This window comes from Streptomyces sp. NPDC087906, assembly GCF_055584925.1.
Genome location: NZ_JBVJLC010000017.1, coordinates 91,119 through 116,497, shown reverse-complemented (window position 1 = coordinate 116,497; position 25,379 = coordinate 91,119). Strand labels below are relative to the sequence as shown.

Genomic DNA, 25,379 nt, shown 5'->3' with positions numbered 1-25,379 from the left:
ACGCGCTGACACCCACTGACAGGCGCTGACACGCACTGACACGCACTGACACCCGCCGGGTATCACTCAGGCATGACAGGCATGACGGAAGAAGAAGGCAGAAGCAGCACATGACGCGAGAAGAGCGGTTCCCACAACTCCGCGAGCAGGTCGAGCGGTGGGTGGAGGGGCCGGGCGAACGCTGGGCCGAGCGGATCGAGGAGACCGGCGAGGTGCCGGAGGAGCTGTGGGCCGAGCTGAACAGCCTGGGCTTCCTGCGCATCGCCGCGCCCCGCGAATACGGCGGCGAAGGGCTGGGCTTCGCGCGGTGGATGGAGCTGATGGAGGTCTTCTCCCGCTCCCACGGCTCGATCCGGATGATCGTGCATGTCGTCAACGGCATCTGGCGCTCCATGGACGGCCATGCCTCCGACGAGCAGCGCAAGCGCTTCGTCATCCCCTCGGTCACCGGCGAGATCAAGATCGCCTTCACACTGACCGAGCCGGGCAACGGCACCGGCGCCGACATCACCACGTCGGTGGTGCGGGAGGGCGACACGTACTACCTCTCGGGCCGCAAGCACCTGATCACCTTCGGGATGCGCTGCGACTACTACCTGCTGGCCGCGCGGGTCGAGGGCAGCTCGGGGCACGAGGGCACCGTCGCACTGCTGGTGCCGCGCGACGCTGCGGGGCTCACCGCCGAGGACACGTCCAACACCATGGGGGTCACGGGCACCGACCACGCGTCGCTGACCTTCGACCGTACGCCGGTGCCGGTCGACCACCGGCTCGGCGCCGAGGGCCAGGGCCTTGAGGTCTTCCTCGGCGGCTTCCTCACCCCCTCGCGGATCTCCGTCGCGATGAGCTGTGTGGGGCTCGCGCAGCGGGCGCAGTCCCTCGCGATCGACTACGCGCGCAGCCGGGTGACGTTCGGCAAGTCCCTCACCCAGCGCCAGGCGATCCAGTTCATGCTCGCCGAGAACGCCGCCGACATCGAGGCGGCGCGGCAGCTCGTCCTGCACGCGGCGCGCCGCTTCGAGGCGGGCGACGACGACGCGTCGATGCAGTCGTCCATGGCCAAGATGCACGCCGTGACGATGCTGACGAACGTCACCGACAAGGCGCTGCAGATCCACGGCGGGCTCGGCTACTGGAAGTCCCAGAAGATCGAACGCGTTTACCGGGACGCCCGCGCGCAGCGCTTCGAGGAAGGCACCAACGAGGTGCAGAAGGCAGTGGTCTTCCGCGAGCTGCTCCAGCGCGCGGCGGCCGACGACACGGAAGGAACGGCCCTATGAGCAGGCAGCAGGGCGGCGGCAGCGGCAGCAGCAGCGGCAGCGGCGAGCAGGTCTCGCTGATCACGGGAGCCTCGCGCGGTATCGGCCGCGCCCTGGCCCTCACCCTCGCCCGGCAGGGCGGCACGGTCGTCGTCAACTACAAGAAGAACGCCGATCTGGCGGAGAAGACCGTCGCCGACGTCGAGGAGGCGGGCGGCAGCGGCTTCGCCGTCCAGGCGGACGTCGAGACGACGGAGGGCGTCAAGGCCCTGTTCGACGAGGTGGCGCGGCGCTGCGGGCGGCTCGACCACTTCGTGTCGAACGCGGCGGCGAGCGCGTTCAAGAACATCGTGGATGTCGGTCCGCACCACCTGGACCGGTCGTACGCGATGAACCTGCGGCCGTTCGTGCTCGGCGCGCAGGAGGCGGTGAAGCTGATGGACAACGGCGGCCGGATCGTCGCGCTGTCCTCGTACGGCTCGGTCCGCGCCTATCCGACGTACGCGATGCTCGGCGGGATGAAGGCCGCCATCGAGTCGTGGGTGCGGTACATGGCGGTGGAGTTCGCGCCGTACGGCATCAACGTCAACGGGGTCAACGGCGGGCTGATCGACTCCGACTCGCTGGACTACTTCTACAACAAGGTCGAGGGCATGGCGCCGATGGAGAGCGTCCTCGACCGGATCCCGGCGAACCGGCCGGGGACGGTGCAGGAGATGGCGGACACGGTGCTGTTCCTGCTGGGCGCGGGGTCCGGCTACATCACGGGCCAGACGCTGGTGGTCGACGGCGGGCTGAGCATCGTCGCGCCGCCGTTCCACTCCGAGACCGGTGGGGCCCTGTCGCTGCCGCCGCGCCCGACGCGCGACGCCTGACGGCGACTGCCTGGGAGCCACTGCCTGACAGCGACTGCCTGACAGCGACTGCCTGGGTGCCACTGCCTGGGTGCCACTGCCTGGGAGCTACTGAGGAGAGGGAAACCACACGTGCTCGACCACGTCTTCCGGCCCGGCGCCATCGGTCGCCTGCCCCTGCCGCACCGCGTCGTCATGGGGGCCATGCACCTCAACCTGGAGACCCTGGACGACGGCGGCGCCGCGCTCGCCGCCTTCTACCAGGAGCGCGCCAGGGGCGGCGCCGCGCTGATCGTCACCGGCGGGACGGCGGTGAGTCCGGCGGGCGCGGGCGGGCCCGGGTACAGCATGGCCGGCGACCCGGGCCACCGGGCCGCGCTGCGCCGGGCGGCGGACGCGGTGCACGAGGCGGGCGGTCTGCTCGCCCTCCAGCTCTTCCACGCCGGGCGGTACGCGCTGCCCGGCGCGCCCGGCACGGACGGCGGGCCGCCGGTGGCGCCGTCGGCCGTCTTCAGCCGGTTCGCCCGCGCCACGCCGAGGGAGCTGACGCACGAGGAGGTCCTGGCGACCGTCGCCGATTTCGCCAGGGGCGCGGGCGTGGCGCGTGACCTGGGTTTCGACGCCGTCGAGGTGATGGGTTCGGAGGGCTATCTGATCAACCAGTTCACCGCGCCGCTCACCAACCGGCGCGGTGACGCGTGGGGCGGCGACGCGGAGCGGCGCAGGCGCTTCCCCGTCGCGGTGCTCAGTGCCGTACGGGCCGAGGTCGGGCCCGACTTCCCCGTGCTGTTCCGGATGTCAGGCGCCGACCTGGTGGAGGACGGGACGCCGCGCGAGGAGACGGCGGCGCTGGCCGTGGCCCTGGCCGAGGCGGGCGCCGACGCGCTCGCGGTGGGGGTCGGCTGGCACGAGGCGCAGGTCCCCACGGTGCAGGCGCAGGTGCCTGCCGGTACCTGGGCGGTGCACGCCAAGGAGATCAAGCGGGCGCTGCGGGCCGCCGGCCATGGCGCGCTGCCCGTCATCGCGTCCAACCGCTTCAACCGGCTCGCGCAGGCCGACGAGGTCCTGGCGGGCGGCGAGGTCGATTTCGTCGCCCTGGCCCGGCCGTTCCTCGCCGACGCGGAGATCGTCACCAAGTCCGGCGCGGGGCGCGGCGATTCGGTGGACATCTGCATCGCCTGCAACGAGGCGTGCATCGACCGCTCCTTCGGTACGGAACGGGTGTCCTGCCTCGTCAACCCGCGGGCGGGGTACGAGCGGGAGTTCCCCGCGCGGGCGCGGCCCGCGCCCGGCGGCGCGGGCCGGTACGCCGTGATCGGGGCCGGGCCCGCAGGACTTGAGGCGGCCAGGACGCTGGCCAGGCTCGGCCATGGGGTCGAGGTCTTCGAGGCGGCTGCGGAGCCCGGCGGCCAGTTCCGGCTGGCCGCCCGGGTGCCGGGCAAGGCCGAGTTCGGCGAGACCGTACGCCACCGGGTGCGGGAGCTGGGCGAGTTGGGCGTACCGCTGCGGCTCGGCCACCGGATCGGGCACGGCGATCTCGCGGCGCTGCGGGAGTTGGACGGGGTGGTGCTGGCGACCGGTGTCGTGCCGTACCTGCCGACGCTGCCCGGCCTGGCGCTGCCCCATGTGGTCGCCTACCCGAAGGCGTTCGCCGACCCCCACACGCTCGGCCCACGCGTCGCGATCGTCGGCGGCGGCGGGATCGCGGTCGACCTCGCGCATCTGCTGACCGGCGATCCGTACGCGAAGGTGACGCCGGAGGAGTTCCTGGCGGCGCACGGCCTAGCCGCGTACGACCTGGCGGCGCACGGCCTGGACACGCACGGCCTGGACACGCTCGCACCGGCAGCCGCGCCCCCGGCGACGCGGGCCGAGCACCTTCCGGGGCGCGCTCCGCGCGAGGTGACCCTGATGCGGCGCACCGGCCGGATCGGCGCGGGCATCGGCCCGAGCACCCGCTGGGTGGTCATGGCGGAGCTGCGCTCGGCCGGGGTCCGCACCCTCACCGGGGTGCGGTACGAGGAGATCACCCGCGACGGCGTACGGATCGTGGACGCCGAAGGGCAGCCCCGACTCGTCGCGGCCGACCACGTGGTGCTCGCGGCCGGACAGGAACCGGAGCGGGACGCGGCGGCCCTGCTGACCGCGGCCGGCATCCCGTTCGAGACGGCGGGCGGCGCCGCGGGCACCGAAGGGCTCAACGCCGTGCGGGCCACGGCGGAAGGGCTGCGGGCCGCGCACCGCATCGCGCGGAGCCGGAGCGCGCAGCAGCAGAACCGGACCGAGCAACGCCGGACCGAGCAGAACGGGACCGAGCAGAACGGACCCGAGCAAGCCCGGACCGGGCAGAGCCGGATCACGCAGACCCAGACCGCGCAGAGCCGGTGACTTTTCACAGCCACGGCCGGATCGTGGTCCGAGCAGGAGGAATGCCGTGCAGAACAACCAGCAAGTCGTGGTGACGGGCTTCGGCGCCCTCACCCCCGTCGGCAACGACCGGGAAAGCACCTGGCAGGCGCTCCTCGCGGGCACGTCGGGGATCGGCCCGATCACGCGCTTCGACGCGTCCGGGATGGCGACCGGGATCGCGGGCGAGGTCAAGGGCTTCGACCCGGCCGACCTCTTCGACCGCAAGCGGCAGCGCCGCTCGGCCCGCTTCTCGCAGTTGGCCGTGGCGGCGGCGCGGGAGGCCGTGGCCGACGCGGGCCTCACGGTCGGCGCCGCGGACGGCGGCATCGACGCCGAGCGCGTCGGGATCGTCCTGAACAACGCGGTCGCCGGGATGGACGGCGTCGAGGCGGCCGTCGACCTGATGCACGCCGATCCGCGCGGCGTCTCCCCGTACTTCGTGTCATCCGTCATCCCGAACATGCCGGCCTGCGAGGTCGCCATCGACCTCGGTGTGCGCGGCCCGGTCACGGCGAGCGCGCTGGCCTGCGCCAGCGGGATCTACGCCCTGCTGGAGGCGCGCAGGCTGATCCTGTCGGGCGAGGCCGACGTGGTGATCGCGGGCGGCACGGACTCGGCGATCACGCCGGTGATGTTCACCGGGCTGTCCAACATGGGTGCACTGTCCCGCCGCAACGACGACCCGGCCCGCGCCAGCCGGCCCTTCGACGCCGACCGGGACGGTTTCGTCTTCGGCGAGGGCGCCGTCGTCTGCGTCCTTGAGTCGGCCGAGCACGCCCGCGCGCGGGGCGCCACGGCGTATGCGGAGATCGCGGGCGGGGCGCTGACCTCGGACGCCTTCCATGTCAGCGCGCCGGACCCGAGCGGCGCCGGCGCGGTGGCGGCGATGCGCGGGGCGCTGCGCTCGTCGGGCACCGAGGCGGCCGATGTGGACTACATCTGCGCGCACGGCACCAGCACCCGGATCAACGACCTCGCCGAGACCCGCGCGATCAAGGAGGTCTACCGGACGCACGCGTACGACACGGCGATCAGCTCGCCGAAGTCGATGGTCGGCCATCTCATCGGCGCCGCGGGCGCGCTGTCGGCGATGGTGTGCGCGCTGGCCATCAGGGACGGGGTCGTACCGCCGACGATCAATCTCGAAACGCCGGGCGAGGAGTGCGATCTCGACTACGTGCCCGGCACGGCACGCAAGACCGGGGTACGGGCGGCCGCGGTCAACGCCTTCGGGTTCGGCGGCCAGAACTGCGTGGCCGTGCTGAAAGCCGTCTGACCCCCTCCGCGCTGACAGCCGTCTGACCCCCTCCGCCGCCCACCAGGAACACCACAAGGAACGAAGGAACAACGCGATGAACACCCCGGATCCGATAGACACTCCTCCGCCCGGCTACGACCCGGCCGCCTTCCGCGCCGTCTTCGAGCGGCAGTTCACGTACTGGTCCGGCTTCCGGCGCAACGCGCACCGGTACGCGCGCAAGACCGCCATGTCCGACCCGGCGACCGGGCGGAGCTGGACGTACGCCGAACTGGCCGCCGAGACCGAGCGCTTCGCCGCCGGGCTCGCCGCCGCCGGGGTGCGGGCGGGTGACCTGGTGGCGTACCAGCTCTTCAACGGGCCGGAGTTCGCGCTGCTCTATCTGGCCACCCAGCGGCTCGGCGCGATCGGCTCCCCCGTCAACTTCCGCCTCGCGCCGGGCGAGACGGCCCATGTACTGGACAGCGGACGGCCCGCCGCTTTCGTGTACGACACGGCCGTCGCCGAGAACGCGGGCCGCGCGCTGTCGCTCGCCGGGCACACGCCGGCGCTGGTCGCCCATGTCGACTCGGGCGCCTTCGACGACCGGCCGCTGCCGGGCTCCGTACCGTTCGCAGAATTGGCCGCCGGTGGCGCGGACTTGGCGCCGCTGCCCGAGCCCGCCGGCGGTATCTACACGGAGACCACCCGGCTCTACACCTCAGGCACCACGGGCCTGCCCAAGGGCGTACCGCTGAACAACGCCACCGAAGTGCTCTCCGCGCATGACGTGATCATGCACTTCCCGCTGTCGCCCGAGGACCGCACGCTCAACATGACGCCGTGGTTCCACCGGGGCGGCCTGTACGCGGGCGGCCCCAACCCGGTGTTCTACGCGGGCGCCGAGGTGGTGCCGCTGCGGCACTTCGACGCGGACACCGTCCTCGATCTGGTCCAGGAGCGCGGCCTCACCTTCCTGATCGGCGCGCCGACCAATCTGGAGCGGCTGGCCGAAGCGCAGGAGCGGTCGGGGCGCGACCTGTCGACGCTGCGCGGCATCGTCACCATGGGCGCCCCGCTCGACCGGGCGGCGGCCCTGCGCTACCAGCGGGTGCTCACACCGCGGATCTTCAACGGCTACGGCACGACCGAGGCGTTCTGGAACACCTTCCTGCGCCCGGTGGACCTGCCGGAGCACGCCGGCAGCGCGGGGCGCGCCTCCACCGACGACGACGTGGCGATCGTCAAGGTCTACGAGGACCGGCGGGCGGCGCCGGACGATCTGGCGGCCAAGGACGGCCAGGAGATCGGCGAGGTGATCGTCCGCTCCCCCAAGTCCGGCTACAGCTACGTCGGACGGCCCGACGAGGAGGCGGAGAACTTCCGGGACGGCTGGCTCTACATCGGGGACCTGGCGACCTGGGACGAGGATGAGTACGTCACGATCGTCGGCCGCCGGGACGACATGATCCTGTCGGGCGGCGAGAACGTGCACCCGGTACAGGTCGAGGAGATCCTGGCCGAGCTGCCGGGGGTCGCGGACTCGGCCGTGGTGGGGCTGCCCGATCCGGAGTGGGGGCAGCTCGTCACCGCGTACGTGGTGCGCAAGGACCCCGCGCTGACCGCCGAGGACTGCGAGAAGCACTGCCGCGCGCACCCGATGCTGGCCCCGTACAAGCGGCCGCGCGCCTACCGGTTCGTGGACGCGCTGCCGACGACGGCGACCGGCAAGAAGATCCACTACCAGGTGCGCGAGCAGGTGGCGGCGGACGCGGCGGCCGGACTGCTGGAGCGCCTCTAGATCGTGTCCGGGCCTCAGCGGACCCGGCGCGGCGGCGGCGCGTTCCCCGAGACGAGCGGGGAGCGCGCCAGCTCCACGCATCCGGCGGCGACCAGCCCGAGTCCCGCCAGCTCGGGCAGCAGCCACCAGCCGGTGCGCAGGGTCTCGCCGAAGAGCGTCACGCCATACGTGATGCTGATGAGCGCGTCGCCGAGGGTGAGCATCGGCTGGGACGCCACCAGCGAGCCTGCCTGCAGAGCGTTCTGCAGCAGGAACAGCGCCCCGACCCCGGCGACGGCCGTGGCGTAGAGCTGCCAGGAGGCGAACAGCGCGACGACGCCGTCGCCGTCCTCAAGACGCGCCACCGCGTCCTTCATCAGGGCGGCGGTCAGCGCGTACCCGCAGGCGGCGGCGAGTCCGAACAGCGCGGCCCGCGGATTGCCGCGCACCCGCACGGCCACCGAGATCAGGACGGCCTCGAACCCCACGGTGATGATCAGCGCGGGGATCCAGGCGACTCCGCTCACGGTCTCGCTGCCGCCGCCCGGCGCCGCGCTGGCCATCCCCAGCGCGAGCCCGAAGGTCACGGCGGCGACGCCGTACCAGGCCGAGCGTGGCAGCTTGGAGTGGAAGACGTACCCGGCGATCAGCAGGGTCGACGGCAGCTCGATGACGAAGATCGGCTGGACCACGGCGATGGCGCCGGTGGCGAGGGCGATGGCCTGGCAGGCGGCTGCCACGATCACCAGGCCGATCCCCGCCAGCCACACCTTCTGCCGCAGCAGTTGCCCGATCAGCGAGAGGTGCATCGCCTCCTTGTCGGGGACGGTGGAAGCGGCGCGGCGCTGGAGCACCGATGCGGAGCCGTTGCTGATGGCGGTCAGTACGGCGAACAGGACACTGATCACCGGACCATCATGCGGGTCGGGGCCCCGGGAACCCCCTCCGGACCTGGCCGAGAGCGCCCGCACGGTCCGAATGAGGTACGTTCCAGCGGTTCAGGAGCCGGCCGGGAGGCCCCACAGACACGGAGGCGGCGGGTGCGCAGAAAACGAATCCCGCCGGCTCCGCTGCCCCAGCGGAACGGCGTCGACCCGGTGCGGCTGCGGCTCCCGGCCGACCCTGCGGGGGCCTGGCCCACCGTGCGGGACCATCTGGTCGCACGGTTCGCCGGGGCCGTCGGGGTGCCGGAGGTCGACGGCATGTTCCGCGACGGACGGTTCGTGGACGCGGACGGGCGGTCCGTCGCGCCGGGGGAGCCGTACACCGTGGGCCGTTGGCTGTGGTTCCACCGGGATGCGGCGCCCGAGGAGCGGGTGCCGTTCGAGATCGGGGTGGTGTACCGCGACGAGCGGATCGTGGTCGCCGACAAACCGCACTTCCTGGCGACGACCCCGCGCGGCAGCCATGTCACCCAGACGCTGGTGGCCAGGGCCCGCCACGAACTTGACCTCCCAGAACTCCAGCCGGCTCACCGCCTGGACCGCCTGACGGCGGGCCTCGTCCTGCTGGTGCTACGCCCGGAGCTGCGCGGCGCGTACCAGACCCTGTTCCGGGACCGGCGGGTCCGCAAGGAGTACGAGGCGATCGCCCCGTACGATCCGGCGCTGGCCCTGCCGACGACGGTCCGCAGCCGCATCGAGAAGGAGCGCGGGGTCCTGACGGCGCGTGAGGTGCCGGGCGAGCCGAACAGCGAGAGCCGGGTCGAACTGCTGTCCCACGACGCCGGCGCCGACCACGCCCGCTACCGCCTGCTGCCCACCACCGGCCGCACGCACCAACTGCGCGTCCACATGAACGCGCTGGGCCTCCCCCTGCTGGACGACCCGCTGTACCCGACGGTCCTCCCGGAGGCACCGGACGACTACACCCGCCCGCTGCGGCTGCTGGCGAAGGTGCTGGAGTTCCGGGACCCGGTGACCGGCGAACACCTGCGCTTCGAAAGCGGGTTGCGGCTCGCCGGGCCTTCACTCGACAGTTGATACGGGCCCGACTCCCACGACTCGATCGAGGTGCATGTGATGCGCAAGATCCGAAGCGTCACCCCAGCCGCGCGCAAGCACGAATCACTCGACGGCGACCCCGCCCCGGCCGACGTCCTGCCCTACCTCCTCCACCTGCCGGAGGACTACGACTCCGATACCGAGCGCAGGTGGCCGCTCGTCCTGTTCCTGCACGGCGCCGGCGAACGCGGCTCCGACCTGGACTCGGCGACGGTCCACGGCCTGCCGAAACTCGCCGAGGCCGGCCACGAGTTCCCCTTCGTGCTCGCCACCCCGCAGTGCCCAGAACCCAGCCAATGGGTCGCCGAGCTGACCACACTCGCCGGACTCCTGGACGAGATCGCCGCCGACCACCGCATCGACCCGTCCCGCGTCTACGCCACGGGCCTGAGCATGGGCGGCTACGGCACCTGGAGCCTGGCCGTCCGCTACCCCGAACGCTTCGCCGCCATCGCCCCGATCTGCGGAGGCCTGTGGCTGCAAGGCGTCACCCCCATCCGCCACCTGCCGGTCTGGACGTTCCACGGCGAGGAGGACAAGACCGTCCCGATCGAGCTCACCGAGAAGATAGTGGCCGAGCTCGAATCCCTCGGCGCAGACGTTCGCTTCACCAGATACGAGGGCGTCGGCCACGACTCCTGGACCGAGACCTACGAGAACCCCGCCGTCTACGACTGGCTCCTCTCCCACCACCGCACCGACTGAGCCCGCGCGCGTCAGTCGGCGCGCTTCTCGCGGGGTACGCGGATCGTCAGGAGATCCGGCCGGTCCGACACCCACGTCGTCGTCCCGCCTGACACGGGACGGAGGATGTACAAGCCTCCCTTGCGGACGTCGGTGATGTAGCCGTCCCGCTTGCGCTGTTCGTCCCACACCTGGTCACCGACCCACGGTTTGCGTTCGTCGCTCATAACGCGTCTCCGCTCTTGAGGTCGCCCCACACGCGTTTCCCCCAGGGGAAGCAGTCGGTGCCCCACCGATCGGCCAGCGCGGCAACGAGCACGAGACCTCGGCCGCCTTCCTCGTCGTCGTGGGCGGCACGGCACACCGGCAAGGTGCGGTCCCGGTCGGTGACCGCGATCCGCACGTATTCCGGTGCCGGGCGGAGCACCGACACCTTGATGTGATCGCAGCGGGTGTGCTGGACGGCGTTGGCGACCATCTCGGTGACGATCGCCGTACCGTCGTCGCCCAGGTGTTCAAGTCCCCATACGGCAAGGACAGTCCGAACGAACCTGCGGGCAACAGCGGCACTCTGCGGCGCGCGGGGCAGGGTCTCGCTGTATCCGGGGTGCCCCGTGGGGCGGGTCTCTGCGCTCACGGTCATCAGGACCTCATCGTCTGAATGTGCGGGATGCGAGGGCGTTGGGCCCTCACTCAGTCAACGACTCCGCACGGTCGCCGAGGAGGAAAAGTCGCGTGCGCGAGGGTTACCGAGGACCGGAAATTCCTCTGGTACGGGGCTTACCGTCAGGGACGAATCGCTACGGTGGTGTGGTGGAGGGGAACGAGGGCCTCAACAGGGCGTTGCAGGAGTCCGATCACACGCAGGCAGGGTTGGCCGAGGCCGTGAACGCCTGGTTGCGGTCAGGCGGTTACGACGGAACGGTCAGCGACCGAACAGTCCGCAACTGGCTGACCGGAAAGACCCGGTGGCCCCATCCGAGGCAGCGCGTCGCCTTGGAGGCAGTATTCGGGTGCACCGCCGAAGAGTTGGGGTTCACCCCACCGGCGGGAACCCGCATCCGCACCACCCCACCGGAGCAGCCCGTGAGGCGCAGGAACTTTCTCACCGCGACAACCGGAGCAGCCGCCGGCGCGTTGGCCCACGCCGATGAACGACCGACCAGGGTCGGTACCTCCGATGTGATCCGACTCCGCGGTGGCCTCGACGCACTGATGGCTCTCGACGACACCCGGGGTGGCCACGAAGGGCTGGAGCGCGCCGCCTTGGCGGGGGCGGCTCAGGTTCTCGACTTACAGAATTCGGCGGCTTCTCAGCGGATTCGCCAACGCCTGTTCGGTGTTGCCGCTGATTACACCGCTACAGCCGCGTGGTCCGCATTTGATGCCCGCCAGTCCAACCGCGCACAGGCGCACCTGGAGCGGGCCTTGTGGCTGGCGGGCATGGCAAGAGACTCGACTGTCGAAATGCGGGTGTGGAACTCGTACGCGATGCTCGCGCATCAACGGCAACGGTTCACCGACGCTGTCGACGCGGCCCACGCCGCGCAAGCGACCGCGATCACCCGACGTGATCCGCTGTACGCCTCTCTCGCCCACGCGCGCACCGCCGTGGGCCCATTCCAATCTCGGCGACTCGGTCGCCGCCCTGCGGTCCCTGGGATACGCGGAGGAAGCACTCAGCAAGGTCACCGCCGGTCAACCTCGGCCGAGCTGGCTCGCGTTCTACGGACCGTCGGAGCTGAATGCCATGACGGCCATCGTGCGGGACCGGCTCGGGCACCCCGCAGAGTCGGAAGCGGCTTCTCACCAGGCTCTGGCCACGATCCCGGCGCAGTTCCGCCGCAACCGGGCCCTCGCCACCGCGCGCCTCGCGTTGGCGCAGCTCCATCAGCGTGAGGTCGAACAGGCCACTTCGTCCGCCGACGAAGTTTTCGCTCTCATGTCGGGAGCTCCGATCCCCGGAAGGATGCGGTCCCTTCTCGGCGACTTCTACCGTGACCTGATCACAGTGGCGCCGGACGCCCCTGCCACGCGAGAGTGGGGCGACCGTTACCGATCCGAATGGAGCCGCACCCGATGACCGCCGATCTGGTCGTGCGCCACTTCACCCATGACGACTTGCCACAGATTCGGCAGACCCTCATCGACATCCATGCCGACGCCTACGCCGACGCGATGGATGACGACTTCAACCAACGGTTCCCGTGGTTCGTCGACCACTGGGGCGGCAACCCCGGCTTCTCCTGTGTCATCGCGTACGACGGTGACGAAGCCGTCGGATTCGCGTACGGCGCACCCGCGGCGCCGGACCGTGAGTGGTGGCGTGAGCATCTGGATCCGGCACCGGAGAAGCACCGCACGTTCTCGTTCTCCGAACTGGCCGTGCGCACGGATCGCCGGAAGACCGGGGCCGCCGCTGTGCTGTCCCGTGCCCTGATGGACGACCGCGACGAAGACCTCGCGGTCCTGCTGGTCGACACCGCGCACCCCCGGGTACAGGCCCTGTACGAGAGCTGGGGGTACCGGAAGGTCGGGGAACGGCAACCGTTTCCCGACTCCCCCGTGTACGCGGTGATGCTGATCGACCTGCCGCTCCTGTCATGACAGACGTCGAACTCCACCGGTTGGACGGTAAAGAAGCCCAGAGTCGGCGGGAGACTCACGCCGATGTGTATGAGGAGGCGTACGCCGAGAAGCTCGACGGAGCCTTCCGGTCACGTGCCGGATTCTTGGACCGCTTGGACGCGTATGTGCGGCGGCCGGGCTTCGACCTCGTCACCGCCCACCAGGACGGCGAGTTGGTGGGGTTCATCTTCGGCTTCGGGATCGCCCCGTCCGGCACATGGTGGGGCGGGTTCAAGGGTGCCGTCCCGGACCGCATACGGGAACTGACGACGCAGGAAGAGGTCTTCGCCATATCCGAGTTGATGGTCCGGCCGCCGTACCGGCGGCACGGCATCGCAAGACGACTCCACGACGAACTCCTCGCCGCGCGCCCCGAAGCCCTCGGCACGATCCTGGTGGACCCGAAGAACACCCCGGCCCGCTCCGCGTACTACGCCTGGGGGTGGCAGAAGCTCGGCGATATCCAGCCCTTCGACAATTCTCCGGTGTTCGAATCCCTGACGAAGCAGTTGTAACCGACCGTTGCCGATCGGAGTGGAGCCGCCTCCGATGACCGCCGATCTGGTCATGCTCGTGGTCGCGCGCGGAGCGGTGTCAGCTTTCCGGTCGCGCCGGGGCGGGCGTGGCGGTCGGGGCCGGCGTGGTCAAGGTGCGTAGGTCGTTGAACGCTTGGAGGAGGTGGGCGTCCAAGGGCTGTGCGGGGTCGTCGATCCAGGCTTGGGCCGCGTGGTGGAAGGTGGCCCAGCCGGTGTGTGCGGCCAGATCGGCCAGCCGGGCGGGGACGTCGCGTCGGCGTAGCGCGTCCGCCATGGCTTCCGTGAGGGCTGCGCCCTTGGCCAAGTCGCGTTCTCGGAGCGCCGGCGTCCTGGCGATGACCGCCAGCCGCGGCTCGGAGAACGGGCGGTTCTCCTCAAGGATTCGGCCGGCCTTGCGGAAGGCGCTCAGCAGGATATCGAGCGGCTGTAGGCCGTCGGGGGCGTCGGCTACCTCCTGTACCAGCGCGGCGCGCAGGTCGGCTTCGCCGTCGAAGAGCACCTCGCGCTTGTCCGGGAAGTGCCGGAAGAACGTGCGCTCGTTGATACCCGCTCGGGCGGCGATCTCGGCCGTGGTGGTGTGGTCGAACCCGCGCTCCCGGTACAGCTCCAGAGCCGCCTGCTGAAGGCGGCGGCGCGCTTCTGCTCCGCTTCGTGGCACCCCCCGAAGATATCGCACACGCCGGCGACCGGCAGCGCTTGACGCCAGTGACTGGCGCTACGTAGTGTCAGTGACTGGCGTTACTTAGCGCCAGTGGCTGGCGTTAAAGGAAGGCTTCTGCCTGTGTCGCTGATGCATCGACCCGTGCGCACCCCCGCAGAGAGAGCGTTTCCATGCATATTTTCGTCACTGGTGGTTCCGGCCAGACCGGCCCCGCCGTCGTCGCCGAGCTCGTCGCGGCCGGTCACGACGTCACCGGTCTGGCGCGCTCCGATGCTGCCGCCGCCCGGCTGGCGTCGCTCGGCGCCACGCCGCACCGCGGCTCCCTGGACGACCACGACAGCCTGCGCCGCGGCGCCGAAGCAGCCGACGGCGTTCTGCACATGGCCTACGGCGGCGACTTCTCCGACCTCGACGACATGATGAGGCGCGACCGGACCGCGATCCAGGCGCTCGGCCGGCCGTTGGAACACTCGGGCAAGCCGCTCGTCGTCACCTCGGGCACGCTGGTCATGCCCGCGGGCCGGGAGAGCACCGAGAAGGACGAGCCGGACCCGACCGGCATCGCCGCCTTCCGTATCGCGGGCGAGCGAGCCTGTCTGGACTTCGCCGCTCTGGGCGTACGCGCGAGCGTGGTCCGCCTCGCTCCCACCGTCCACGGCCCCGAGGACCACGGCTTCGTTCCCATGCTCGTCGCCACCGCGCGCAAGACCGGCGTCTCGGCCTATGTGGGCGACGGCGCCAACCGGTGGCCCGCGGTGCACCGGCTCGACGCCGCGGTCCTGTTCCGGCTGGCGCTGGAGCAGGCTCCGGCCGGCAGCGTGCTGCACGGGGTGGCCGAAAGCGGCGTCACCATGAAGGACATCGCGCAGACGATCGCCCGCGGCCTGGACCTGCCGACGGTCTCACTGACGCCCGACCAGGCTGCCGGGCACTACGCCAGCCCGTTCATGGCCAAGGTCTACGGCTTCGACGCGCCTGTCTCCAGCGCTCACACGCGGGAACTGCTCGGCTGGTCGCCCACCCACCCGACCCTGCTCGACGATCTCAAGCACGGCGACTACCTCACCGCACCGGCGTCCTGACCCCGGAGCCAAACGCGCCGCACGTCAGTCGCCGTCCCAGTTCTGGGCTGCCGCGAACGCGTCGCCGTGCTCTGCCGACCAGTGGCCCAGGGCCGCGATCGGGGGTAGCAGGGTGCGGCCCAGGTCGGTGAGTTGGTAGCCGGGCGGGCCCGGTGTGGGGGTGGGTTCGACCAGGGCCCAGGCCGTCAGTCTGCGGAGGGTTTCCGTGAGGACCTTGGCGCTGATTCCGCCGATGTCCGTGCGTAGTTGGCCGTGCCGGCGGGGGCCCTCGGCCAGGGCTGTGATCACCACCGCGTTCCAGGTGTTGGCCAGCAGATCGAAGCCGAGTCTGGCCCGGCAGTCGGCGAGTACCCGCTCCATGGCATCCACTTGTACCAGCCCGCGCGGGCACCGAACGGTTACCGGCGGCCCGTCTAGCGTCCTTCTCGTCAGGTCACGAGCTGACCGCGACGCCACACGAACGGCGGAAGGGCAACTGGGCATGCGCATCGGGATCGTCGGTACGGGGACCATGGCCGAAGGGCTCGGTCGGCACTGGGCCGCCGCCGGGCACGAACTGCTCGTCGGCGGGCGGTCGGCCGCGCGGGCGCGGGAGGTGGCCGGGCGGCTCGGGGGGCGGGCGGGGACGCCTGAGGAGGCCGTGCTGCACGGGGACGCGGCGCTGCTCGCCGTTCCGTACGACGCCGTCGCCGGGATCGTCGCGGCAGCCGGTGCCGGGGAGGGGCGGTTGCGCGGGCGGGTGCTCGTGGACTGCACCAACGCCGTCGGACCCGGGTTCTTGCTCACCACCGGCGCCGGTCCCGGCGCGGCCCGGCAGATCGCCGAGGTGACCGGGGCGCGTGTCGTCAAGGCGTTCAACCATGTGGCGGGCGGGGTCTGGCGGCTGCACGGACCCGCGGGGCCCGAGGGGCCGCTGGCCGTGCCGCTGTGCGGTGACGACGAGGCCGCGCTGGAGGTCGTCCGCACGCTCGTACGGGACACGGGCTGTGTCCCGTACGACGGCGGCGGGCTCGCACGGGCCGACCTGCTGGAGGCCGCCACCGCGTTCCTCATCGGGCTGTGGCAGACCGGTCAGGACCCGCGGGCGATGCTGCCGCCGTTCGCCCTCGCGACTGGCTGAGCCGTTGAGGCGGTGGTCAGAACAGCGCCGTCGCGCCGAACGCCGCCAGCGCCACCGTGCAGGCGGCCGCCGTGACCGTGCCGCGCAGGCGGATCGGCCTCGGACGGGGCGTGCTGAGTGCGAGGACCCGGCGGTGGGCCACCGCCAGGAAGCCCACCCAGCCGAGCGCGCTCAGTGCGAGCGCCGTGACACCGGCCGCCGTGCCGCCCTGGTGGAGCACCTGCCGGGCGGCGAGTACGGCCGCCACGGTGTACGAGAGCGTCGTGCGCCGCCAGGCCAGTTGGGTGCGTTCCGGCTGGAGTCCGGGGTCCGCGCCCTCCCGGTCCCCGGCGCGTGCGTGGGCCATCAGCCGGCCCGGCCCAGCAGGACGACGACCAGCATCGCCACGGCGACCACCCCGACGGCCAGGCTCAGCAGCGTCGGGAAGCGGGTCACCGGCAGATCGTCGCCGCGCCGCATCGCGCGCTCGCAGCGCACCCAGTGGTTGACGGCCCGCAGCGCGGACAGCGCGCCGACGGCGAGCAGTGCCACGGCGAGCCCGGCCCGTACGCCGCCGCCCAGCCTCGGCAGGAACTGGTCGACCGCGAAGCCGCCGCCGACCAGGGCGAGCGCGGTGCGGATCCACGCCAGGAACGTGCGCTCGTTGGCCAGCGAGAAGCGGTAGTCGGGGGTCTCGCCCTCGTCGCCTATGCGCTGCGGCGCGAACCACAGCCGCAGGCTCCGTGCAAAGTCGCTCACCCGCGGCACCCTACGCGCGGCGGGCTCTGAGCTGCTCGTACGCCGCGAGGCCGTCCGGCACCCACTCCCACGCGCCGAGCTTGCGCTCCAGTTCGGCGTCGGTGAGGAAGTCGTGCCAGGCGACCTCCTCGGCCTGCGGGTGCACGGGCAGGTCGCAGCGGACCTCGTAGACGGAGGACCACCAGCTCTGCCCGCCGTCCGCCGCCTCGTACAGGAACCTGAACAGCGGTACGGGCGCGGGCAGTCCGGACACCCCCAGCTCCTCCTCGGCCTCGCGCAGCGCCGCGTCGTCGTAGCTCTCGCCCGCGCCGACGACACCGCCGACGAACATGTCGTACAGCGAGGGGAAGATCAGCTTGACCGGCGTTCTGCGGTGCACGAAGATCCGGCCCTCCGCGTCCCTGGCCTGGATGAAGACGGCGCGGTGGCGCAGCCCCTTCGCATAGACCTCGCCGCGCGGGGCCTGCCCGACGACGTGGTCGTGCTCGTCGACGACGTCCAGGATTTCCTCTTCCGGGGTCATGGCTCCATCCAATCAGTTGACTAGTTACTCGCGCGTACCGAGTATCGGAGCACCCGGAGCGCGTGAGCCCCCGGACCGCCCAGCTAAGGATGGAAACCCGATGGCGTACGACGCCGATGTGATCGTGATCGGGGCCGGCCTCGCCGGGCTCGTCGCCACCGCCGAGCTGGTGGACGCGGGCCGCTCCGTGATCGTCGTCGACCAGGAGCCCGAGCAGGCGCTCGGCGGGCAGGCGCACTGGTCCTTCGGCGGGCTGTTCTTCGTCGACTCGCCCGAGCAGCGCCGGATGCGGATCAAGGACAGCCATGAGCTGGCGACCCAGGACTGGCTCGGCACGGCCGGGTTCGACCGGGCCGAGGACCACTGGCCGCGCAAGTGGGCCGAGGCGTACGTCGACTTCGCGGCCGGCGAGAAGCGCGACTGGCTGCACCGGCAGGGGATGCGGTTCTTCCCCGTCGTCGGCTGGGCGGAGCGCGGCGGGTACGACGCGACGGGTCACGGCAATTCGGTGCCGCGCTTCCACATCACCTGGGGCACCGGGCCTGGCGTCGTGGCACCCTTCGAACGGCGGGTGCGCGCCGGGGTCGCCAGGGGCCTGGTGTCCTTCCGCTTCCGGCACCGGGTGACCGGGCTCGGCCGGACGGCCGGCGCCGTGGACACCGTCACGGGCGAGGTGCTGGAGCCGAGCGGCGCGGCGCGCGGCGCCGCGAGCAGCCGTACCGCGACCGGCGCCTTCGAACTCCGGGCGCAGGCCGTGATCGTGACCTCCGGCGGCATCGGCGGCAACCACGACCTCGTACGCGCCCAGTGGCCCGAGCGGCTCGGCACCCCGCCGCGCACGATGCTGACCGGCGTGCCCGCGCATGTCGACGGGCTGATGATCGGTGTCACGGAGGAGGCGGGCGCCCATCACATCAACCGCGACCGGATGTGGCACTACACCGAGGGCATCCAGAACTGGGACCCGATCTGGCCGGGGCACGGCATCCGGATCCTGCCGGGGCCCTCGTCGCTGTGGCTGGACGCGCGCGGCAAGCGGCTGCCGGTGCCGCTGTTCCCCGGCTTCGACACGCTCGGGACGCTGGAGCACATCATGCGTTCCGGCTACGAGTACACGTGGTTCGTCCTCGACCAGCGGATCATCGGCAAGGAGTTCGCCCTCTCGGGCTCCGAGCAGAACCCGGACCTGACCGGCAAGTCGGTGCGGGACGTGATCGGCCGGGCGCGGGCCGATGTGCCGGGCCCGGTACGGGCGTTCATGGACAAGGGCGTCGACTTCGTGGTGGAGGACGACCTGGGCGCGCTGGTGCGCGGCATGAACGCGCTCGCTGGCGGCGAGCCGCTGATCGACGAGGCGGAGCTGCGCCGCGAAGTCAGCGCGCGGGACCGGGAGATCGCCAACCCGTTCACCAAGGACCTCCAGGTGACGGCCATCAGGGGCGCCAGGAAGTTCATCGGCGACCGGCTGATCCGCACGGCGGCGCCGCACCGGATCCTGGACCCGGCGGCCGGACCGCTGATCGCCGTACGGCTGAACATCCTGACCCGCAAGTCGCTGGGCGGACTGGAGACCGACCTGTCCTCGCGGGTGCTGACCGAGAGCGGCGAGCCGCTGCCGGGCGTGTACGCGGCGGGCGAGGCGGCGGGCTTCGGCGGCGGCGGGATGCACGGCTACCGCTCGCTGGAGGGCACGTTCCTCGGCGGCTGCATCTTCTCGGGGCGGGTGGCGGGCCGGGCGGCGGCGCGGGCGGTCGGCTGACGCATCGTCAACTCGGCTCTTCACGCAGCAGTTGGACCACCCGGAACCGCTCCGCGACGACCGGTGTCGTGTCGTCCACCGTGAACTCCGGGTCGTCCAGCGCCTCGCGCATCTCGTCGCTGTGCCAGAACCGCTCGTGGGCCGCGCGCCATTCGGCGACCGACGTGTGGCCCTCGCCCTCGTCCAGCGCGTGCCGCAGGTCGACGTCGCCCAGCGGCAGGACCCGCACCTCGGTCAGTTCGAGCACCGCGATCTCCCGGCCCGCCGAGTCGATGAGCGCCGATCGCTCGCCCACGGGCGGGAGTTCCTCCCGCTCCGCCTCGAACTCGGCGAGCAGACCGGTGGTGGAGACCTTCTCGCCGCTGAGGACGGCGGCGACCAGCCGGTCGCGCGTCGGCCCGGGAAACGCGAGCAAATATGGCGGGAGTGGTTCGGGTTTCTCCATGCGCGTCAGCTTACGAGCCAGGATGGCCGAAAGGCGTCCCATCTGGGCAGAAGCACCCGTCAGCGATGTTTGGCGGCGTCTCGGGACGGGTCAACCCAGGTCACCCGGGTGACAGTTGACGTCCAATTACAACGAATCGGCTCTTGACGTAAGGCCCTGGGTACCGCTTTGCTGTGCGCGATCATTGCTCATTCACGTGGTCTGGAGGAACTCCGCGGATGTCTCCGCCTCCGCCGCCCCTGGGCCGTTCCCGAAGACGGGGCTCACGCTCCGACCAGCACTTCGATCCGGCCCTCGACGACGCCGAACTCGCAGGCGTACGCGATCAGTTGGCTCAGGGCCGCTGGTCCGAGGCGCGTACCCTGCTCGCGGCGACCGGCGACGACTGGGACCGCCGCGGCCACCGCGTCGTCGTCCTCGCGCAGGCGTCGGGCGCCGTCGCCTGGAGCCGGGACTGGCTCGTCGTGGAACCCCGGAGCAGCGACGCGGCGACGCTCTTCGCCTGTGCGAACGTCATCGCCGCGCTGCGCGGCAAGGAGCCCGAGTACCGGGCGCGCGACACCTGCCGTGAAGCGATCAGACGCGCCCCGGCCGACCCCACCCCCTGGCTCGGTCTGCTGCTCCTCGCCCGCACGCGGGGCACCGAGGAAGAGACCATGCAGCTCTTCGACGAGGTCCGCACCCGGCATCCGGAACACCACCACGCGCACCACCTGATGGTGGCCCGGCTCGCCGAACGCCACGCCGAGGTGGGGCAGGACCCGCTCCACGAGGTCTACGACTTCGCCTCCTGGGCCGCCGAACAGGCGCCGGCCGACTCACCGCTCGCCGTACTGCCCGTCGTCGCGCACGCCGAGCGCTACCGGGTCCTGGCCGCTTCCGGCCGCGAACCCGGCGACCCCGCCGAGTCGCCCCACTGGAGCGGCCGGCGCGCCCATCAGGTGCTCAAGACGGCGTTCGACTGGTGGCTGGAGTGGGGGTACGAGGAGCAGGCGCACCCGCGCAACCGCGTCGACCTCAACTTCCTCGCCCACGCCCAGTTCTACGAGGGGAGGGTGGCCGAGGCGGCAGCGCTGTTCAACCGCATCGGCGACCACAACACCCCCGCTCCCTGGTCCTATCCGGACCGCGACCCCCACAAAGCGTTTCTCGCCGCGCGCAGTGCCGCGCTCGGCTCCGCCTGACCGACGCACCACCGATTCCCGGAAGGAACCTCTGCCATGTCGACGGGCAGTTCGACCACGAGCGAGATAAACACGTACAAGGGGCAGGAGAGAGCGCTCCGCGCGAACCGGCTCGGCACCGCCGGGCTGCTGCTGTCCGTGCTGGCGGCCAGCGCGCCCCTGATGACGGTCGCGGGGGTCATGCCCACCGTCTACGGGGTCATGGGCATCGTCGGTCAGCCGCTGCTCTACGTCATCCTCGGCGTGGTCCTGGTGCTGTTCAGCGTCGGCTACGCCGAGATGAGCCGGCATGTGCACAACGCGGGTGCCTTCTACGCGTACATCGCGCGCGGCCTCGGCCCGACGGCGGGCGCGGGGGCCTCGCTCGTCGCGCTCGTCGCGTACAACGCCATGCAGGTGGGCATCTACGGGCTGTTCGGCTTCGAGGTCTCCAACCTCTTCGGCACCTACCTCGACACGAGCGTGGCCTGGTGGATCCCCGCCCTGGCCGGCGCCGTGCTCGTCGCGGTCCTCGGCTGGCTGAAGATCGACCTCAACGCCAAGGTGCTCGGTGTGCTGCTGCTCATCGAGGTGACGCTGGTCCTGATCTTCGACGTCTCCGCCGTCGCCGACCCGAGCAAGGAGGGCCTGTCCCTCCACGCGTTCAACCCCGACACGCTCACCGGCGCCGGCTTCGGCACCGCGCTCTGCTTCTGCATCGCCGCCTTCGTCGGCTTCGAGCAGGCCCCGGTGTACGCGGAGGAGACCAACCGCCCGCACGTCATCGTGCAGCGCGTGATGTTCCTGGGCGTCGGGATCTCCGCCCTGTTCCTCGCCATCGGCGCCTGGGCGCTGTCCCTGGCCGCCGGACCTTCCGCGATCGTCGCCGCCTCCGGCAAGGAAGGCCCGAACCTGCTGTTCGGCCTGACCGAGGGGCTGCTCGGCAAGACGTTCACCGATGTGCTGCATGTCCTGTACGTGACCGGCATGTTCGCCGCGATGCTCAGCTTCCACAACGTCGTCGCCCGGTACGCCTTCGCGATGGGCCGCGAGGGGCTGCTGCCCGCCCGCTTCGGCCGCACCAGCAAGTCCAGCGGCGCGCCGTCGGCGGGTTCCCTGCTGCAGTCGGTGTTCTCGATCGTCGTCATCCTGATCTTCGCGCTGACCGACGACAAGCCGGTCGGCGACCCGACGGCGCCGGTGCTGCACCTGTTCACCTGGATGGGCAACATCGGGGCCTTCGGCGTGATCCTGCTGATGGCCGCCGCCGCGTTCGCCGTGATCGCCTTCTTCGTCAAGCGCGGCGCGGGCGGCGCCCAGGCGTGGCGGCTGATCTCCTCGGGTCTCGCCGGCGTCGCGCTGGTGGTCGTCGCCGTCTACACGGTCAAGGACTTCGACGTCCTCGTCGGCGCGGGCCCCGGCTCGTCGCTGAGCTGGATCCTGCCCGCGATCATCGGCGTCGTCCTGGTCGGCGGCCTGGTCTTCGGACTCGTCCTGCGTGCGACCAAGCCCGAGGTGCACGCCAGGATCGGGCTCGGCAACGAGGCGTTCGAGCTGGAGAAGGCCGCCGAGTCGCAGACGGCGGCCGAAGCGGCTCCGCGGGTGTGACGGGACACCGCACCGGAGAGTTCTGACGAAAGCCTTACGGACACCCGCGGCCGGCCGCTTCACCCGGCCGCGGGTGTTCAATTGAAGCGTGAACCATCAACCAAGCGGCAACGGCGCTCCCGAAGCGCCCAAAGGCGCGCCGGTGGGGCGCCGGGTGGTGCTCTCCATGGTCGGCGCGGGCGCCGCCGGGATCGTCCTCGCACCGCATCTGCAGCACGGCCTCGAATCGTTCCTCGGCGCAGCGGCCGAGAAGGACCCGACCGGTCTCACCGGACTGCTGCCCAACGGCGGCGGCTTCCGCTTCTACAACGTCGCCGCTTCCGTACCGAACAAGGACGCGAGCAACTACCAGCTCACGATCGACGGGCTGGTCGACCACCCCGCCACGTACACGCTGGACGCGCTGCGGAAGCTGCCGCAGACCCGGACCGTCCGCGATGTGCAGTGCGTCACCGGCTGGCGGGTCCCCAAGACACCGTTCGAGGGCGTCCGGGTCTCGGACCTCCTCGAAGCGGCCGGGGTACGCCCCGAGGGCAAGGCCCTGCGCTTCACCTGCTTCGACGGCACGTACAGCGAGAGCCTGACGCTCTCGCAGGCCCGCCGCGACGACGTACTCGTGGCGCTGAGGATGCAGGACAAGCCGATAACGCACGCGCACGGCGGTCCGGTACGGCTCTACGTGGCGCCCATGTACTTCTACAAGTCGGCGAAATGGCTCTCCGGGATCTCGGTCACCTCCGAGGTCAAGCCCGGCTACTGGGAGGGGTACGGCTATGACGTCGACGGCTGGGTCGGCAGGTCCAACGGGCGCGACGACGCCCCCACCGTCTGAGCGGCGCGGCCCCGGCCGGCTGCGCCGCTTCACCCGCGCCGAGCGCTGGGTGCACCGGAGCACCGCCTGGCTGATGATGACGTGCGTCGTCACGGCGGCTTTCCTGTACGTGCCGCAGCTCGCCGAACTCGTCGGCCGGCGCCGTCTCGTGGTCACCGTCCACGAGTGGTCCGGCATCCTGATCCCGCTGCCGTTCCTGGCCGGGCTGGTCTCCCGCGCCTTCCGCGAGGACCTGGAGCGGCTGAACCGCTTCATCCCCGAGGACCGGGAGTGGCTGCGCGCCGTCCGCAAGCGCTGGGCGTGGCCGGGGGCGCGGCCCGCGGGCAAGTTCAACGCGGGGCAGAAGCTCTACGCGGCCTGGATCGCGGGCGCTGTGCTGGTGATGGTCGCCACGGGGCTGCTGATGTGGTTCACCGGGCTCGCGCCGATCGTGTGGCGCACCAGCGCCACGTTCATCCACGACTGGCTGGCGCTGGCCATCGGGATCGTACTGTTCGGCCATATCGGCATGGCGTTCAACGACCCGCACGCCCGGCGCGGGATGCGCACGGGCGAGGTGGAGCGCGACTGGGCGGAGCGGGAGCACCCCCTGTGGAAGGACGGCGATCCGCCCGAGGAGTGACCTCCCGCTCCGCCGGGAGGCGCTACAGGATCAGCGACAGCAGCAGGACGAAGCCGAGGCCGACGACGGAGATGATCGTCTCCATCACCGACCAGGTCTTGACCGTCTGCCCGACGCTCATCCCGAAGTACTCCTTCACCAGCCAGAATCCGGCGTCGTTGACATGGCTGAAGAAGAGCGAGCCGCAGCCCACCGCCAGCACCAGCAGCGCCACGTGCGTGGTCGACATGTCGGCGGCAAGCGGTCCCACCAGACCGGCGGCCGAGATGGTGGCGACGGTCGCGGAGCCGGTGGCGATCCGGATCGCCACGGCGATCAGCCAGGCCAGCAGCAGGGCGGGTATCGACCAGTCCTTGGAGAGGTCCAGGATCATCTGGCCGACGCCCGCGTCGACCAGCGTCTGCTTGAAGCCGCCGCCCGCTGCGACGATCAGCATCACACCGGCGATCGGCGCGAGCGACTTGTCCACGGTCGTGGCGAGCCGGTCCTTGGTGAAGCCGGCGGCCCTGCCCATCGTGAACAGGGCGACGAGTACGGCGATGAGCAGCGCGATCAGCGGCGATCCGACGACGTCGGCGACGCGCTGGCCCGTGTTGTCGGGGTCGTCGATCACGACGTCCACGAGCGCCTTGCCGAGCATCAGCACGACGGGCAGCAGGATGGTGCAGACCGTCGCCGCGAAGCTCGGCCGGTGCTCCAGGTCCTCGGACGCGCGCTGCGGCACCATTCCCTCGGGCGCCTCGACGTCGACCCAGCGCGCCGCGTACTTCGAGAACAGCGGCCCGGCGATGATCACGGTGGGGATGGCGACCAGGACGCCGAGCGCCAGCGTCACACCGAGGTTGGCGTGCAGGGCGTCGATCGCGGCCAGCGGCCCGGGGTGCGGCGGGATCAGACCGTGCATCACGGAGAGCCCGGCGAGGGCCGGGATGCCGATCCGCATCAGCGAGTAGTTGCCGCGCTTGGCGACCAGCAGCACCACGGGTATCAGCAGCACGATGCCGATCTCGAAGAACAGCGGCAGCCCGACGATCGAGGCGATCAGCACCATCGCCCACGGCATGGAGCGGGCACTGGCCTTCGCCAGGATCGTGTCGACGATCTGGTCGGCCCCTCCCGAGTCGGCGAGGAGCCTGCCGAGTATCGCGCCGAGCGCGATCAGCACACCCACGCTCGCGACCGTGGAGCCGAGCCCCGTGGTGAAGCTGGTGATGACCTTGTCCAGCGGCGCACCGGCCACGGCGCCGAGCGCCAGCGAGCCGATGGTCAGGGACAGGAAGGCGTGCAGTTTGAAGACGGTGATGAGGACGACGATGACGGCGATGCCGACGAGAACGGCGATGCCGAGCTGTGCGTTGCCCGCCGACGAGATCGGCTCCGGGGCATCCGCTGCCAGCATCTCGACGCTGAGACGGCTCACGGGGGTACTTCCTTAG

General features: G+C 71.2%; 27 protein-coding genes. 17 read left to right on the top strand and 10 right to left on the bottom strand.

The window, feature by feature from the left end; translation table 11 throughout:
* Positions 1–110: 110 nt before the first annotated feature.
* The 5 genes from ACZ63I_RS33155 to ACZ63I_RS33135 all read left to right on the top strand — a co-directional run bounded on the left by ACZ63I_RS33155 (position 111) and on the right by ACZ63I_RS33135 (position 7,560).
* Positions 111–1,280, top strand: a complete 1,170-nt coding sequence (locus tag ACZ63I_RS33155; RefSeq protein ID WP_469343082.1) for an acyl-CoA dehydrogenase family protein — start codon at positions 111–113, stop codon at positions 1,278–1,280.
* Positions 1,277–2,134, top strand: coding sequence for a 1-cyclohexenylcarbonyl-CoA reductase (gene chcA / locus ACZ63I_RS33150; RefSeq protein ID WP_469343081.1), 858 nt, complete (start codon positions 1,277–1,279; stop codon positions 2,132–2,134). The genes ACZ63I_RS33155 and chcA overlap by 4 nt, the downstream gene beginning before the upstream one ends.
* 111 nt (positions 2,135–2,245) lie before the next feature.
* Entirely contained in the window at positions 2,246–4,501 is a 2,256-nt protein-coding gene (locus tag ACZ63I_RS33145; protein WP_469343079.1) for an oxidoreductase, read from the top strand.
* Between the two features lie 67 nt (positions 4,502–4,568).
* Positions 4,569–5,798 carry a beta-ketoacyl-ACP synthase II gene (gene fabF, locus ACZ63I_RS33140; protein ID WP_469343138.1) on the top strand — a complete coding sequence of 410 codons (1,230 nt, stop codon included), beginning with the start codon at positions 4,569–4,571 and terminating at the stop codon, positions 5,796–5,798.
* Between the two features lie 76 nt (positions 5,799–5,874).
* Positions 5,875–7,560, top strand: a complete 1,686-nt coding sequence (locus ACZ63I_RS33135; protein WP_469343078.1) for a class I adenylate-forming enzyme family protein — start codon at positions 5,875–5,877, stop codon at positions 7,558–7,560.
* Between the two features lie 14 nt (positions 7,561–7,574).
* On the opposite strand, the gene ACZ63I_RS33130 is transcribed toward ACZ63I_RS33135, so the two are convergent.
* Positions 7,575–8,447 (bottom strand): DMT family transporter, encoded by an 873-nt coding sequence (locus ACZ63I_RS33130; RefSeq protein WP_469343077.1) that lies wholly within the window; start codon positions 8,445–8,447, stop codon positions 7,575–7,577.
* A gap of 132 nt (positions 8,448–8,579) precedes the next feature.
* On the opposite strand from ACZ63I_RS33130, the gene ACZ63I_RS33125 reads away from it, so the two are divergent.
* Positions 8,580–9,521 (top strand): pseudouridine synthase, encoded by a 942-nt coding sequence (locus ACZ63I_RS33125; protein WP_469343076.1) that lies wholly within the window; start codon positions 8,580–8,582, stop codon positions 9,519–9,521.
* 39 nt (positions 9,522–9,560) lie between these two features.
* On the top strand, positions 9,561–10,247 hold the full coding sequence (locus ACZ63I_RS33120; protein ID WP_469343075.1) for a carboxylesterase family protein: 687 nt from the start codon (positions 9,561–9,563) through the stop codon (positions 10,245–10,247).
* An 11-nt stretch (positions 10,248–10,258) separates the two neighbouring features.
* Here ACZ63I_RS33120 and ACZ63I_RS33115 read toward each other — a convergent pair whose 3' ends face one another.
* Both ACZ63I_RS33115 and ACZ63I_RS33110 read right to left on the bottom strand, forming a co-directional pair.
* On the bottom strand, positions 10,259–10,453 hold the full coding sequence (locus ACZ63I_RS33115) for a hypothetical protein (RefSeq protein ID WP_469343073.1): 195 nt from the start codon (positions 10,451–10,453) through the stop codon (positions 10,259–10,261).
* Positions 10,450–10,869, bottom strand: a complete 420-nt coding sequence (locus tag ACZ63I_RS33110) for an ATP-binding protein (protein WP_469343072.1) — start codon at positions 10,867–10,869, stop codon at positions 10,450–10,452. Before ACZ63I_RS33110 ends, ACZ63I_RS33115 begins: the two co-directional genes overlap by 4 nt.
* Before the next feature lie 1,107 nt (positions 10,870–11,976).
* On the opposite strand from ACZ63I_RS33110, the gene ACZ63I_RS33105 reads away from it, so the two are divergent.
* From ACZ63I_RS33105 to ACZ63I_RS33095, 3 genes are read left to right on the top strand one after another with little or no spacing between them, the layout of a single operon-like run.
* Complete coding sequence (locus ACZ63I_RS33105; RefSeq protein ID WP_469343071.1) at positions 11,977–12,309, top strand: hypothetical protein; 333 nt, start codon at positions 11,977–11,979, stop codon at positions 12,307–12,309.
* On the top strand, positions 12,306–12,833 hold the full coding sequence (locus ACZ63I_RS33100) for a GNAT family N-acetyltransferase (protein ID WP_469343070.1): 528 nt from the start codon (positions 12,306–12,308) through the stop codon (positions 12,831–12,833). Before ACZ63I_RS33105 ends, ACZ63I_RS33100 begins: the two co-directional genes overlap by 4 nt.
* Positions 12,830–13,369 carry a GNAT family N-acetyltransferase gene (locus tag ACZ63I_RS33095; RefSeq protein WP_469343068.1) on the top strand — a complete coding sequence of 180 codons (540 nt, stop codon included), beginning with the start codon at positions 12,830–12,832 and terminating at the stop codon, positions 13,367–13,369. The genes ACZ63I_RS33100 and ACZ63I_RS33095 overlap by 4 nt, the downstream gene beginning before the upstream one ends.
* A gap of 79 nt (positions 13,370–13,448) precedes the next feature.
* Here the strand turns inward: ACZ63I_RS33095 and ACZ63I_RS33090 are convergent, their stop codons facing one another.
* On the bottom strand, positions 13,449–14,048 hold the full coding sequence (locus ACZ63I_RS33090; protein WP_469343066.1) for a TetR family transcriptional regulator: 600 nt from the start codon (positions 14,046–14,048) through the stop codon (positions 13,449–13,451).
* A gap of 173 nt (positions 14,049–14,221) precedes the next feature.
* Between ACZ63I_RS33090 and ACZ63I_RS33085 the strand changes: the two genes are divergently transcribed.
* Complete coding sequence (locus tag ACZ63I_RS33085; protein ID WP_469343064.1) at positions 14,222–15,133, top strand: SDR family oxidoreductase; 912 nt, start codon at positions 14,222–14,224, stop codon at positions 15,131–15,133.
* A 24-nt stretch (positions 15,134–15,157) separates the two neighbouring features.
* Here the strand turns inward: ACZ63I_RS33085 and ACZ63I_RS33080 are convergent, their stop codons facing one another.
* On the bottom strand, positions 15,158–15,493 hold the full coding sequence (locus ACZ63I_RS33080; protein WP_469343062.1) for a winged helix-turn-helix transcriptional regulator: 336 nt from the start codon (positions 15,491–15,493) through the stop codon (positions 15,158–15,160).
* Positions 15,494–15,614: 121 nt separating this feature from the next.
* Here ACZ63I_RS33080 and ACZ63I_RS33075 point away from each other — a divergent pair, with 121 nt between their 5' ends.
* Positions 15,615–16,253 carry an NADPH-dependent F420 reductase gene (locus ACZ63I_RS33075; protein ID WP_469343061.1) on the top strand — a complete coding sequence of 213 codons (639 nt, stop codon included), beginning with the start codon at positions 15,615–15,617 and terminating at the stop codon, positions 16,251–16,253.
* A 16-nt stretch (positions 16,254–16,269) separates the two neighbouring features.
* Here the strand turns inward: ACZ63I_RS33075 and ACZ63I_RS33070 are convergent, their stop codons facing one another.
* The 3 genes from ACZ63I_RS33070 to ACZ63I_RS33060 are packed head-to-tail and all read right to left on the bottom strand — an operon-like array spanning position 16,270 to position 17,514.
* Complete coding sequence (locus ACZ63I_RS33070) at positions 16,270–16,599, bottom strand: DUF202 domain-containing protein (protein ID WP_469343059.1); 330 nt, start codon at positions 16,597–16,599, stop codon at positions 16,270–16,272.
* The gene (locus ACZ63I_RS33065; protein ID WP_469343057.1) at positions 16,599–16,991 is read right to left on the bottom strand and encodes a YidH family protein; all 393 of its coding nucleotides are present in this window, start codon (positions 16,989–16,991) and stop codon (positions 16,599–16,601) included. The genes ACZ63I_RS33070 and ACZ63I_RS33065 overlap by 1 nt, the downstream gene beginning before the upstream one ends.
* 10 nt (positions 16,992–17,001) lie before the next feature.
* The gene (locus ACZ63I_RS33060; RefSeq protein ID WP_469343056.1) at positions 17,002–17,514 is read right to left on the bottom strand and encodes an NUDIX hydrolase; all 513 of its coding nucleotides are present in this window, start codon (positions 17,512–17,514) and stop codon (positions 17,002–17,004) included.
* Positions 17,515–17,614: 100 nt separating this feature from the next.
* Here ACZ63I_RS33060 and ACZ63I_RS33055 point away from each other — a divergent pair, with 100 nt between their 5' ends.
* On the top strand, positions 17,615–19,273 hold the full coding sequence (locus ACZ63I_RS33055) for an FAD-binding dehydrogenase (protein WP_469343054.1): 1,659 nt from the start codon (positions 17,615–17,617) through the stop codon (positions 19,271–19,273).
* Positions 19,274–19,280: 7 nt separating this feature from the next.
* Here ACZ63I_RS33055 and ACZ63I_RS33050 read toward each other — a convergent pair whose 3' ends face one another.
* Complete coding sequence (locus ACZ63I_RS33050; RefSeq protein WP_469343053.1) at positions 19,281–19,718, bottom strand: ASCH domain-containing protein; 438 nt, start codon at positions 19,716–19,718, stop codon at positions 19,281–19,283.
* Positions 19,719–19,936: 218 nt separating this feature from the next.
* On the opposite strand from ACZ63I_RS33050, the gene ACZ63I_RS33045 reads away from it, so the two are divergent.
* The 4 genes from ACZ63I_RS33045 (at position 19,937) to ACZ63I_RS33030 (ending at position 23,943) form a co-directional block, all read left to right on the top strand.
* Entirely contained in the window at positions 19,937–20,902 is a 966-nt protein-coding gene (locus ACZ63I_RS33045; RefSeq protein ID WP_469343051.1) for a hypothetical protein, read from the top strand.
* Positions 20,903–20,938: 36 nt separating this feature from the next.
* Positions 20,939–22,489 (top strand): APC family permease, encoded by a 1,551-nt coding sequence (locus ACZ63I_RS33040; RefSeq protein WP_469343049.1) that lies wholly within the window; start codon positions 20,939–20,941, stop codon positions 22,487–22,489.
* 166 nt (positions 22,490–22,655) lie between these two features.
* Positions 22,656–23,321 (top strand): molybdopterin-dependent oxidoreductase, encoded by a 666-nt coding sequence (locus tag ACZ63I_RS33035; protein WP_469343137.1) that lies wholly within the window; start codon positions 22,656–22,658, stop codon positions 23,319–23,321.
* Entirely contained in the window at positions 23,263–23,943 is a 681-nt protein-coding gene (locus ACZ63I_RS33030; protein ID WP_469343047.1) for a cytochrome b/b6 domain-containing protein, read from the top strand. The genes ACZ63I_RS33035 and ACZ63I_RS33030 overlap by 59 nt, the downstream gene beginning before the upstream one ends.
* A gap of 22 nt (positions 23,944–23,965) precedes the next feature.
* Here ACZ63I_RS33030 and ACZ63I_RS33025 read toward each other — a convergent pair whose 3' ends face one another.
* Entirely contained in the window at positions 23,966–25,363 is a 1,398-nt protein-coding gene (locus ACZ63I_RS33025; RefSeq protein ID WP_469343046.1) for a GntP family permease, read from the bottom strand.
* Positions 25,364–25,379: the final 16 nt, after the last annotated feature.

What these genes read in the sequence shown, in the direction of transcription:
- ACZ63I_RS33155 (WP_469343082.1), top strand. Translation starts at nt 111, where the DNA reads ATGACGCGAGAAGAGCGGTTCCCACAACTCCGCGAGCAGGTCGAGCGG.
- chcA (WP_469343081.1), top strand. Translation starts at nt 1,277, where the DNA reads ATGAGCAGGCAGCAGGGCGGCGGCAGCGGCAGCAGCAGCGGCAGCGGC.
- ACZ63I_RS33135 (WP_469343078.1), top strand. Translation starts at nt 5,875, where the DNA reads ATGAACACCCCGGATCCGATAGACACTCCTCCGCCCGGCTACGACCCG.
- ACZ63I_RS33120 (WP_469343075.1), top strand. Translation starts at nt 9,561, where the DNA reads ATGCGCAAGATCCGAAGCGTCACCCCAGCCGCGCGCAAGCACGAATCA.
- ACZ63I_RS33115 (WP_469343073.1), bottom strand. Translation starts at nt 10,453, where the DNA reads ATGAGCGACGAACGCAAACCGTGGGTCGGTGACCAGGTGTGGGACGAA.
- ACZ63I_RS33110 (WP_469343072.1), bottom strand. Translation starts at nt 10,869, where the DNA reads ATGACCGTGAGCGCAGAGACCCGCCCCACGGGGCACCCCGGATACAGC.
- ACZ63I_RS33105 (WP_469343071.1), top strand. Translation starts at nt 11,977, where the DNA reads ATGACGGCCATCGTGCGGGACCGGCTCGGGCACCCCGCAGAGTCGGAA.
- ACZ63I_RS33100 (WP_469343070.1), top strand. Translation starts at nt 12,306, where the DNA reads ATGACCGCCGATCTGGTCGTGCGCCACTTCACCCATGACGACTTGCCA.
- ACZ63I_RS33095 (WP_469343068.1), top strand. Translation starts at nt 12,830, where the DNA reads ATGACAGACGTCGAACTCCACCGGTTGGACGGTAAAGAAGCCCAGAGT.
- ACZ63I_RS33085 (WP_469343064.1), top strand. Translation starts at nt 14,222, where the DNA reads ATGCATATTTTCGTCACTGGTGGTTCCGGCCAGACCGGCCCCGCCGTC.
- ACZ63I_RS33080 (WP_469343062.1), bottom strand. Translation starts at nt 15,493, where the DNA reads ATGGAGCGGGTACTCGCCGACTGCCGGGCCAGACTCGGCTTCGATCTG.
- ACZ63I_RS33075 (WP_469343061.1), top strand. Translation starts at nt 15,615, where the DNA reads ATGCGCATCGGGATCGTCGGTACGGGGACCATGGCCGAAGGGCTCGGT.
- ACZ63I_RS33070 (WP_469343059.1), bottom strand. Translation starts at nt 16,599, where the DNA reads ATGGCCCACGCACGCGCCGGGGACCGGGAGGGCGCGGACCCCGGACTC.
- ACZ63I_RS33060 (WP_469343056.1), bottom strand. Translation starts at nt 17,514, where the DNA reads ATGACCCCGGAAGAGGAAATCCTGGACGTCGTCGACGAGCACGACCAC.
- ACZ63I_RS33055 (WP_469343054.1), top strand. Translation starts at nt 17,615, where the DNA reads ATGGCGTACGACGCCGATGTGATCGTGATCGGGGCCGGCCTCGCCGGG.
- ACZ63I_RS33050 (WP_469343053.1), bottom strand. Translation starts at nt 19,718, where the DNA reads ATGGAGAAACCCGAACCACTCCCGCCATATTTGCTCGCGTTTCCCGGG.
- ACZ63I_RS33045 (WP_469343051.1), top strand. Translation starts at nt 19,937, where the DNA reads ATGTCTCCGCCTCCGCCGCCCCTGGGCCGTTCCCGAAGACGGGGCTCA.
- ACZ63I_RS33040 (WP_469343049.1), top strand. Translation starts at nt 20,939, where the DNA reads ATGTCGACGGGCAGTTCGACCACGAGCGAGATAAACACGTACAAGGGG.
- ACZ63I_RS33035 (WP_469343137.1), top strand. Translation starts at nt 22,656, where the DNA reads ATGGTCGGCGCGGGCGCCGCCGGGATCGTCCTCGCACCGCATCTGCAG.
- ACZ63I_RS33030 (WP_469343047.1), top strand. Translation starts at nt 23,263, where the DNA reads ATGACGTCGACGGCTGGGTCGGCAGGTCCAACGGGCGCGACGACGCCC.